Annotated in this window: 8 protein-coding genes; 2 read left to right on the top strand and 6 right to left on the bottom strand. The window is 36.9% G+C overall.

The annotated features are described in order from the left end of the window. Positions 1-125: 125 nt before the first annotated feature. On the bottom strand, positions 126-1,640 hold the full coding sequence (locus HMPREF2731_RS12155; protein ID WP_070703702.1) for a flavocytochrome c: 1,515 nt from the start codon (positions 1,638-1,640) through the stop codon (positions 126-128). Between the two features lie 138 nt (positions 1,641-1,778). Between HMPREF2731_RS12155 and HMPREF2731_RS12150 the strand changes: the two genes are divergently transcribed. Further along, the gene (locus HMPREF2731_RS12150; RefSeq protein WP_070769810.1) at positions 1,779-2,585 is read left to right on the top strand and encodes a DUF2238 domain-containing protein; all 807 of its coding nucleotides are present in this window, start codon (positions 1,779-1,781) and stop codon (positions 2,583-2,585) included. 174 nt (positions 2,586-2,759) lie between these two features. Here HMPREF2731_RS12150 and HMPREF2731_RS12145 read toward each other — a convergent pair whose 3' ends face one another. The 5 genes from HMPREF2731_RS12145 to HMPREF2731_RS12125 all read right to left on the bottom strand — a co-directional run bounded on the left by HMPREF2731_RS12145 (position 2,760) and on the right by HMPREF2731_RS12125 (position 9,451). Next, positions 2,760-3,329, bottom strand: a complete 570-nt coding sequence (locus HMPREF2731_RS12145) for a GNAT family N-acetyltransferase (RefSeq protein WP_070703706.1) — start codon at positions 3,327-3,329, stop codon at positions 2,760-2,762. A gap of 82 nt (positions 3,330-3,411) precedes the next feature. After that, positions 3,412-5,475 carry a bacterial Ig-like domain-containing protein gene (locus HMPREF2731_RS12140; RefSeq protein WP_070703708.1) on the bottom strand — a complete coding sequence of 688 codons (2,064 nt, stop codon included), beginning with the start codon at positions 5,473-5,475 and terminating at the stop codon, positions 3,412-3,414. A 265-nt stretch (positions 5,476-5,740) separates the two neighbouring features. Continuing rightward, positions 5,741-7,219 (bottom strand): helix-turn-helix domain-containing protein, encoded by a 1,479-nt coding sequence (locus HMPREF2731_RS12135; protein ID WP_070703710.1) that lies wholly within the window; start codon positions 7,217-7,219, stop codon positions 5,741-5,743. 303 nt (positions 7,220-7,522) lie between these two features. Continuing rightward, positions 7,523-8,458 (bottom strand): UDP-N-acetylmuramate dehydrogenase, encoded by a 936-nt coding sequence (gene murB / locus HMPREF2731_RS12130; RefSeq protein WP_070703712.1) that lies wholly within the window; start codon positions 8,456-8,458, stop codon positions 7,523-7,525. Positions 8,459-8,530: 72 nt separating this feature from the next. Then, on the bottom strand, positions 8,531-9,451 hold the full coding sequence (locus HMPREF2731_RS12125; protein ID WP_024636558.1) for a Gfo/Idh/MocA family protein: 921 nt from the start codon (positions 9,449-9,451) through the stop codon (positions 8,531-8,533). Between the two features lie 112 nt (positions 9,452-9,563). On the opposite strand from HMPREF2731_RS12125, the gene HMPREF2731_RS12120 reads away from it, so the two are divergent. Continuing rightward, complete coding sequence (locus HMPREF2731_RS12120; protein WP_002308394.1) at positions 9,564-10,316, top strand: exodeoxyribonuclease III; 753 nt, start codon at positions 9,564-9,566, stop codon at positions 10,314-10,316. The last annotated feature ends 52 nt before the right edge of the window (positions 10,317-10,368 follow it).

Raw genomic sequence — 10,368 nt, 5'->3', positions numbered from 1 at the left:
CAATCAGCTGACCCTCGGTATTCGCTCAACAAACGGCAAAATATGTGGAACTATTTTTTCGTTTGTTTCTCTAATACTCAGGTCAAAACGCTGATTTCACAACCTCTTTTTATTTACGTTCTATTTCATTCATTTTCAGAAGCAAACCGAGCTGCTTGTATGCCCGCTTGTCGCCCAAAAATAATGATTTCTGCAACTGAGTTTCCACCGATTCGATTGTCTCCATGTAAGCCACCTGTGACTTCTCCGGCAGCATACAACCCGCTGATTGGCTGATTTTCTTTATCCAATACTTCGGTATTCGTATTGATTTTCACACCACCCATCGTATAATGGATCCCTGGCGCGATTTTGATTGCATAATAATTTGGAGACGATAGATCATGTTCCATGGCTGTGGCACGATTGAATTGAGCATCTTTTTTCTCCGCAACATCCGCATTCCATCCATCAATTGTTTTTGCTAATGTTTCTTTTGGCAAATCAATTTTTTCTGCTAATTCTTCCATTGTTTTTCCAGTTGTGACATATCCTTTTTGGTCATAAAATTCAATAGCAGTGGCACGATCACGCACGCCTTGATCAAAAATCAAATACGCTGATTTTTCAGGCAACGCTGTGATGGCTGCAGATACTTTATCCCTTGTATCCATTTCATTCACAAATCTTTTGCCTTCTTGATTCACCAAGATTGCTCCTTCTCCGCGAACCACTTCACCGATCAAGATTCCCTCATCCTGTTGCACGGTTGGATGAATTTGTATTTTATCCATGTCAACGGTTTGTCCGCCTAACTTTTCGATCATGGTAATACCATCTCCAGTTGATCCTTCTTGATTTGTCGTAATATAATCAGCTAAATCGGGACGATATCTTTCAATAAATTCTTTGCTCGCACCAAAACCGCCTGTAGTGACGACGATTGCTTTACCGGTGATCTCTTTTGGTTCTTCTCCTTGGACATGTACAGTCACTTCATTGACTGTTTCGCCATTTTTCTTAATGTCTGTCACATCTGTGTTGACAAAAATCGGTATTTTTCGCTCATGGACGCTGTTCAATAATCCATCCACTAAATATCCACCGATAGCCGAGCCATCAGATGGACGATGCGTCCTCTTCTCACTCATCCCTCCAGTGATCGTTAAATTATCTAGTTTGATCCCATTTTGATCCAACCAATCGATTGCATCAGCAGAGTGATCGACAAAGTAACGAAGCATTTCTTTATCATTTGTTCCTCCGCCACCTTTTAGCGTTTCTTCATAGAATGCCTCATTTGAGTCTTCGATTCCCTCTTCTTTTTGGAATTTGGTTTCAGAAGCGTTCATTCCGCTTGATGATTTAGACGTATTTCCTCCGGCAACAGGCATCTTTTCGAAAATCACTGGGTTCAAGCCAGCATCTTTTGCTTCGATAGCGGCTGCCATCCCTGCACCGCCAGCTCCCACGATTACGATATCATAAGATTCTTTCATTTCTTTTGGATCAGTATATGCTTGTTCAGAAGCACCTGATGACACTTCGGCAGATTCCTTCGTACTAGAACTTGTCTGTGCTGTATTTTTCTGATCTGCGCCACATGCACTCATGGCAAGAAGCGAAACCGCCGTTAATAAACCAACAACTAATTTTTTCATATTTATCCCCCTTTTCTCCTTATGCTTATATTAAGTGATTTTTTTCACAATATCAACTCTGTTTTTCTTTAAGACATATAGTTTTGGTAATCGCACGCTTCTTAGTATAATTAAGGATATACATGAAGGAGTTATTTTATGAATCATTTGAAAACCTTTTTTACGAACAGTACAAAAACTGCTGGCAGAATCACAAATGGAATCTATATTTTATTACGTATCATCGTTGTTATTATGCTAGTGGATCAGATTTGGAACCAACATTGGGGAAATACGATGCTTTTATTATTGACACTGATTTTATTTGAAATTCCTTATTTCCTGGAAAAGATATTAAAGATACAGATTCCAAATATGTTAGAAATCATATTGTTATCTTTTATTTTCAGTTCAACGGTTTTAGGAGAATTAAGCGATTTTTATGGCTATTTTTCAATGTGGGATACTTTTCTACATGCATTCAGCGGATTTTTAGCTGGGGGTGTCGGTTTTTCACTTGTTTATTTGCTCAATAAAAATACAAAAACGATGAACTTGACTCCTTTGTTATTAGCAGTCGTTTCCTTTTGTTTTTCGATGACAGTCGGTGTTATGTGGGAGTTTGTTGAATTTTCAGCAGATAAATTGCTACAATTCGATATGCAAAAAGATACGATCGTCCAGCAAATCAATAGTGTGGAGTTAAGCAAAGACGGAAACACTGTCTATCATGTTCCTGATATCACTCGGACAATCATTGAAAGTCAGAATGCAGACGGTAAAACAGATAAAATAATCATCCAAAATGGTTATTTAGATGTGGGAATCATGGATACTATGAAGGATTTATTTGTTAATTTTATTGGAGCAGTCGTTTTCAGTATATTTGGTTACCTTTATAGTCGAAATGATTACCAAAAATTTACTTTCATCAAGAATTTTATTCCCAAGAAAATCAAACGATAAACATACTAAAGAAATAAGAGAAGAGGCAGTGACAAGACTTTTGTCACGACCTCTTCTTTTTCGAATAAATAGCGTATCATCAGCTAGCCAACAGGATGAATTCAAAAACAGTAAGATAGAAAGAACTACTTTTCCGTTTTTCTTCTAATATTGTGAGCTGATTTCACCATTTTTTTATTTATCTAATTTACTTAAAACCTGCATAACTTTTTCATAGTCTGGATTAGGTGTGCCATCTAGATTTTCAGCAATAAAAGAAAAACCCATTTTTTTATAAAGAGCAATCGCCTGATGGCTCCATGTCTGGGTGTGAAGATAGATTGGTCCATCCGTATGGAGAGTAGGAAATTCTTGTAAGACTTTAGCAGTCAATGCTTTTGCGAGCCCTTTTCCTTGGTAAACTGGTTTAACTGCCAACCAATGAAAAACCGGATACACTCGCTCTCTTGATTTCTTTCGCCAAGCGGTACAGGTTGCTACTTTTTCTCCATTTTTTGTCTCTACAAAAAACATCCTTCTTTCAAGTTCTTCAGGATAAGGAGCAAATTTTTTTTGAAAATACTCAAGTGCTTCATCTGTCGTTTGAAATTCCCCAACGGAAGTTTCAATCTCTGACCAAGCAGATTCGTCCCCTTTTTGATAGGTTCGAAATTCAAAACCTTCCGCTAAAGGTGTCATTGGCACAGGCAGTTGAAGTGGTCTTGTCATCCAGATTTCTGCGTAAGGCAACGTTTTATCTAACATTTTTCTATCCCTCCTCGTATCCATTATGCCAAATAACAGATAACTCAGCTACTTATTTGACTATAACAGATAGGGGAATGAATCAGAACCAGTCATCTGCGTCAAATTCATTTCGATTAGCGTATACCCATGTTCCTGCCATCCCCCGCATGACATCTCCTAAAGCGGAAGAAGAAGGGACACCTCCACCAGGTGCGGGTGTTCCCGGACTAGGAAGTGGTACTTGCGGCTGCAGATGCTCATCGGTGGAATCAATAGTTGACAAGCGTTTTTTCTTCGTTTCCTTGTGGTTCTCTGATTCATTTTGATCTTCCGGCTGTTTAGCAACAATTTCTTTTTCTAATTGTTGTTCTATGTTAGACTCTAACATTTCATTTTCCGATTCAGAAACTTGTGGGATCAAACGATCTTCTTGCCTTATCGTTTTGTTAGATTCTGAACTTTTTATAGATATTCTTGCTGGTTCTAGGCTTCTTGTTTGTTTTACTTCCCCTGTTGGAGAAACTGTAGGAGCCATTTGTTGTTTTTTTTCTGACAAGCTTTCTTCTTGTTTTTTTTGTTCTTTTTGGTTTATCTGTTTATTTAATGGTAAAACATGTAATAGCGACTGAGCGTGGAGTTCTTGGAGTGAATACGGATCATGATAACTATACATAATCGTAAAATCTCCTGTTTGTTTGGTCAAATAACCATCCTCCAATGGTTCTCCGTTGATTATAACCGCTACATCTTTTAACGGTACGGGTTTACCTAAGGAGTTTGTTGCGGATTGGATCAACTCTTCTTTACTTATTTTTTCATTTGGCTGAGCAATAACAACGTGACCTTCTAATGAACTATTATCCGGTACATAAACATAAGTGAAGGTAATTTCCTCCCCTGATTGCTTCCTATTATTCATCAGTTTTGAGTGAAGGGCTTCAAGGATCACCGACCAGTTACTATTTCTGTCTAAACCGTTTGCTTGCATCCAGTCAGAAATAGAAGTGACTTTTCCGTCTTGTTCATAAGTCGACAAATCTACATTTGGTACTCGATCAGAAAATTCAGCAGGGAGTTGTAAATCTGGAATAGGTTCTACACTACTTATGCGTGTTTCTGCTTGCAGTTCTTTATTCGTTTGACGATCAATAAAATGAGTGATGACAGTCGATGAAGCAGCAGGTGCTTCTACATAAACGACAGCTGTTATTTCCACCGCTTTTGATGTAAGAGGGTCTACATAAGTTAATACGACGGGATATTCTCCCGGTGTGGCAGGATCTACTGTCCCGCTCATTTTGATTTCTTCTTTATTCCCTGAAGTTCCATCGCTTTTTGTTACATATTCGATAAGAGCTTTAGGGTCGTAATTCTCTCCTGTTATTAGATGAAGATCTTTTCCTTTGACAGCTGTTTGATCAGCATGAACATGAATCACAGCAGATGCAGTCATTGTTTTTAAAGCAATTGGATCAAAATAAGACAAGTCAATAGTAGATACTCCTGTATTTGTCGTGTCTATGATATTCCCATTGTTTGAAATTACCTTGGACATATCTCCTTGTGTTCCATCTGCATTCCTCAAGCTTTCTACCAGATTCGATATCGAAATTTTTGTCCCTGCCAGAACGTCGATTTCCTTTCCTTCGAACTGTGAATAATCTTTTCCATATACATAAGAGACTTGTGCACTTCCACCGTCCTTCACACCTGTCAAAGCATGATTTAAACTATCAATGATCTGTTTTAGCTGATCACCTTTTGTTGGATCAGTCATACCGGAAAAAACAGAAAGCGGCACGCTGCTTCCAGTTTCTGATGTCCATAATGTTTTGTTAGGAATTAACCAATAGTGGTTTATCGTTGGAGGATAACTGACTTTATTATAGGAATTCAAAGAAGGAAGCAGCTGTGTTCCACTTACATCAGTGAAAGTATGGGTAATAGTAATAGGGGAATCAGTCGTCTCAGAGACAGATGTACGTACGATCTTGATGGTTTGTGCCGTTGCCTGAATGGGTACATTCATATAGACACCTACAGATAAGCTGATTAGCATCGTACGCATCACAAATTTGACGTAGCGGTTTTCAGAACACGATCGTTCTTTGTCTAAACGGCAAGCGTGTTTATTTAGTTTTTTAGGTTGTCTTTTTGAACACATTTATTCTTAGTCCTCCCTACTCTTGCCTCGGCATGAAGTAGTAATTTTCATAAGATGATTTTATTATATAGATAAAATCAAAAAAAGATGGTCAATTCGGACAGTATTTTTCTTGATTTTTTATTGTTTCAAGAAAATCGGAATAATAACTTATGTACTTTTTAATTTTGTCAAGCCATATCTCTTGATATCTAGTCATCTTTTCTTTGAAAAAACACATAAATCAGCTAATAAATAGGTGAGACAAAGTTGTCATCCATAAATATTAGCTGATTTTTTCAGTTAAATGTCTATTTTTTTCTCTGATAATGATATTCCCAAAATATTCCCAGTCATCTGGAGTCGGCGGATTTTTCCATATTATCTGCTCTTTGTTGAATTTTTCAAGCAAACAATCAGATAAATAAATATCCGTACGGGAAGTGATTCGATTTTCAATCACAATATTGTAATTTTTAAATCCCTTCACTTGAGAAATAATATAATCGGTATAGGCAGATCCTTGAGAGAAATCAATACAGACATAGATTGGTGATTCAAAATAAGAGACTGGACAAATACCGACCAATAAAAAAAGATAATCATAAAATAAGCGAATCATGAAACGTTCATCTTTTTCCAAGAAATAGCGTTTATTATCTTGTATGACATTTTGGATCGCTGTACTGAATATTGGATACGTTTCGAAGAAAAACTGCAACTGCTTTTTAGACGTAAAACTAGTCATCTCAAAGTCGAATATCCAATTTTTCCGATTGACATGCATCATCCCCATACGAAGTTCTTTTCGTATATGGAGTCTTTCTTCTTCAGAAACTTCAGTTGAAAATGGTAATTGATTAATCAATTCCACTGACATTTTTTGACTAATCATATGGATATCATGGAAATGAGCTTCCGCAAGTCCAAACGCACCATCTAATTCAAATTCTTCTTCCGTAATCAAAAATAACATGATATAAGAAATCTCATCAATAATCTGCTCTTTAGGGATATGTAGAAAAGAAATATGCGATAAATCCTTAATAATCTTCATTCCTTCTGAGCTCCTAAAGTATTCATCTGAAAAGAAACGTTTTCCTATTGGTTGATTTCCATAAATCCTCAACAAACTAACAGTAGTTAGCAAATTGAATTTGATTCGCTTTGTGGCAGACAACTTTAAATTGAACAGATATTCAAAATATTGCACGATACTTTTTGCTTCATTCATGACGCTTTCTCTAAATGGCATAAAAAAACCATTAAAGACCCCAAAATATACCCCAAATAATACGTTCCGTATGTTTATTTCTTCCCCAACTAATATGTTTTTCTTTAACTTTATTTGATGCTGTTCAAGAAAAGAGACTAATTCTCTTCTTTTTACATAAGCTCTTGATATGCTTAAAAAATGGTTCTCTGCAAATTTTTCAATTGTTACTTTTGAATCCACGATCTCCGTTAACAGTCGAGCAATTTTTGATCGTTGAAAGTAGATTCTTCTTAAATTTTTGATATCCGTCAAATTTAGCCGTTCAACATGAATCTCTCCTTCTTCTGAGATTTGGATCTCTGGCTTTGATTTGAATTCAGAAAATTCTTTATTTAATTCTATGATATAATTTCTTGTTTTAAATTTAGATAAACCTAATGTTTCATATAACTTAGACAACACGACGTAATTCTTTTTCTCAAATTCTAAATATCTGGCTAACAGCAGTTTTTCTCTATCTTCCTCTTCGATAAGGTAATCCAACTTCATATCCTACACCTCAAAAAAATGCCTCATATTAATCACTTGATATGCAGATGAAAGTTCATCTTTTCACCTATACTGATTTTATGATGGATTACACCTGTTTTTTCATCAGTTATTCTCATTTTTTATCTTTTTTTTGAGAATATTGCAAAAAATGGAAAAATTTACGGGAAAATATTCTATATTTTTTGTTTTATTGTGTTAAAATGTACAAGATTTGCACCATTTGCGTAAACAACCACAAAAAAGAGCAGGGCGTCCACCGTCCTGCTCTTTTACTTATTTTAAGTGCAATTCAATTACTTATTAATTCGCTAAACTTCTGCTTGTTTCTGATAGTGCTTGTTTCTCTCCAATGATCCGCACTTCTGTTTCTAAAGACACATCAAATTTTTCTTTGATTACTTCTTGGATGTGCGCAATCAATTCAATGTAATCTGTCGCTGTCGCATGATCGATATTGACGATGAATCCAGCATGTTTTTCAGAGATTTGTGCACCGCCCCATTTCAGACCTTGCAATCCTGCTTGCTGGATCAGCTGACCCGTATAATGTCCTACTGGGCGCTTAAAGACACTGCCGCATGAAGGATATTCTAATGGCTGTTTTGATTGACGCAATTCTGTCAACTCATCCATTCTTGCTTTGATTGCTTCATAATCCCCTGTTTGCAAACTGAATCGAGCTTCCAATACGATAGCACGTAGTTCTTGGACTTTACTGTGACGATAAGAAAATACCATTTCTTCTTTTGTCAAAGTTTTCAATGTTCCATCTTCAAGCAAAAGATCCACTTCAGCAAAAACATCTTTGATCTCTCCGCCATACGCACCTGCATTCATATAAACCGCTCCACCGACACTTCCCGGGATGCCGCAAGCAAATTCAAATCCAGTCAATGATTCGGCCAAAGCTGCATAAGTCGTATCAATCAGTGAGGCACCTGCTTCCGCAATGACCATCGTTCCTTTGACATGAATCTGTTTCATTTCAGTCAGCATGATGACTAAACCGCGGATTCCGCCATCTTGAACGATCAGATTGCTTGCGTTTCCTAGTACCATCCAAGGTATATCATGGATTCGGCAATAATCGATGATTTGCTTTACTTCTTCTTGCTTTTTCGGGAATGCAAGGACATCAGCTGGTCCGCCTGTTTTCGTAAACGTATAGTTCATCAATGGTTCATCAAACAATAAAGTGATCGTGGCTAAGCTTTCAACTATTTCTTCTTTATTCACTGAGGATTTTCCTTTCTTTTCTCAAACGTCCCCATTATTCTATCACGCTTAATACAATCTTGCCAGTCTTGTTCAAAGTTGATGACGGTAGTGCTCTTTAAGCACTTCCTCGCATAATTCATGACTTCTTACAACTTCTTGCTGTTTAAGCAGTTCTGCTTCCCGTTTACCTGAACGAATCTGAGATAAGAAGGCCTCTACCATTGGCTCAAACCCGCGTTTGACTAGCGTGTTCGTCCAGTCGCCAAATTCTTTCACCTTTTTTCCATCAGCATCTTGAATGACAAGCTGGGTCAGGTCGCTTACTTCATAAGTACCGTTCTTACTTGTTACTTGATATTTTTCTGTATTAGCACCACTTGCCAAATCCATCGTTAATATAGCCGTTTGATTTTGTGTTTCTAATTGTAAAATGGCATATTCCAAATATTCCTTTGTTTCTCTTATCTGATATTTTGTTCTCAAAATGGGTTCATCCAATAAATACACCGCTGTATCAATGAGATGTAAAAATAAATCATAAAGGACGAATTCTGTCGTCTCTTTTGCCGCTATTCGATTTTTTTGCAGTTGGATCAGCCGCTTCTCTGGGATACGTTTCAATTCTTCTACCATAGGAGCAAAGCGTCGGTTAAAACCGACCATCAAGATCACTTGGTTCTTATCAGCCAATTCTTGCAATTCACGCACTTCGTTTAGATGGACACTCAACGGTTTGTCAATATAAACATGGATACCATTTTCCAGACATCTTTTTGCTAGCTCATAATGTACTTTTGTTGCTGCGTGGATCATGCATGCTTCGATTTTTTCTTCTAAGAGCTCATCGATCGTTTCATATAGATGTTGGAACCCATATTCTTTTTGGATTCTTTCTTTTGTTTCTTTATTTCGTGTTGCAAAATAAAAATCAACTGTTCCTTGTTTTTTCGCATAAGTTGGTAAATATGCTTTTTCTGCAATATTCCCTACACCGATTACACCAATCTTCATCGACTTTCCTCCTGGATCATTTAGTTACTTTCATCTTACACCATTTTTTACTAAAATGAGGTACAATAGTATCGCAAAGGTAAGGAATTTAATTCGAAGGAGTGTGCTTTTATTGAAATTTATCTCTTGGAACGTGAACGGGCTTCGTGCCATCGTAAATAAAAATTTTTTAGAAGTTTTTCATGAGTTAGACGCCGATTTTTTCTGTTTGCAGGAAACAAAGCTCCAAGCAGGACAGATCGATTTAGATCTTCCTGGTTATTATCAATATTGGAATTATGCAGAACGAAAAGGCTATTCTGGTACAGCCATTTTTGCTAAAGAACCTGCATTGAATGCCACTTACGGAATGGGTATCGATATCCACGACACAGAAGGCCGTCTGATCACTTTGGAATATTCCGATTTCTTTCTTGTAACTTGTTATACGCCAAATTCTCAAAGTGAATTGAAACGTTTAGATTACCGATTAGAATGGGAAGAAGCCTTTTATAATTATTTGGAAAATCTAAAGAAACAAAAACCAGTCATCGTTTGCGGGGATCTAAACGTCGCGCATCAAACGATCGATTTGAAAAACTGGAAAACGAATCAAAAAAATGCTGGATTCACTCCAGAAGAAAGAGCGGCTCTTTCTCGACTGTTGGATAACGGGTTTATCGATACATTTCGTTATTTTTATCCAACTCAAGAAGGTGTTTACTCTTGGTGGAATTACCGATTCAATTCAAGAAAAAACAATGCTGGTTGGCGGATCGATTACTTTTTGACGAGCAAAGATTTAGCGCCAAGACTGGCTGATGCAAAGATCCATACGGACATTATGGGCAGTGACCATTGTCCAGTAGAATTAGATTTGAAATAAAGAGGTTGTGAAAAAGCTGTTTAGTTTCGAGTATGAAGAAAAATTTTGTGAA

The sequence above is a fragment of the Enterococcus sp. HMSC072F02 genome (assembly GCF_001837725.1).
Lineage (GTDB): Bacteria > Bacillota > Bacilli > Lactobacillales > Enterococcaceae > Enterococcus_B > Enterococcus_B lactis.
The sequence above is the reverse complement of the archived record's forward strand: the minus strand, read 5'-3'. Positions and strand labels throughout refer to the sequence as shown.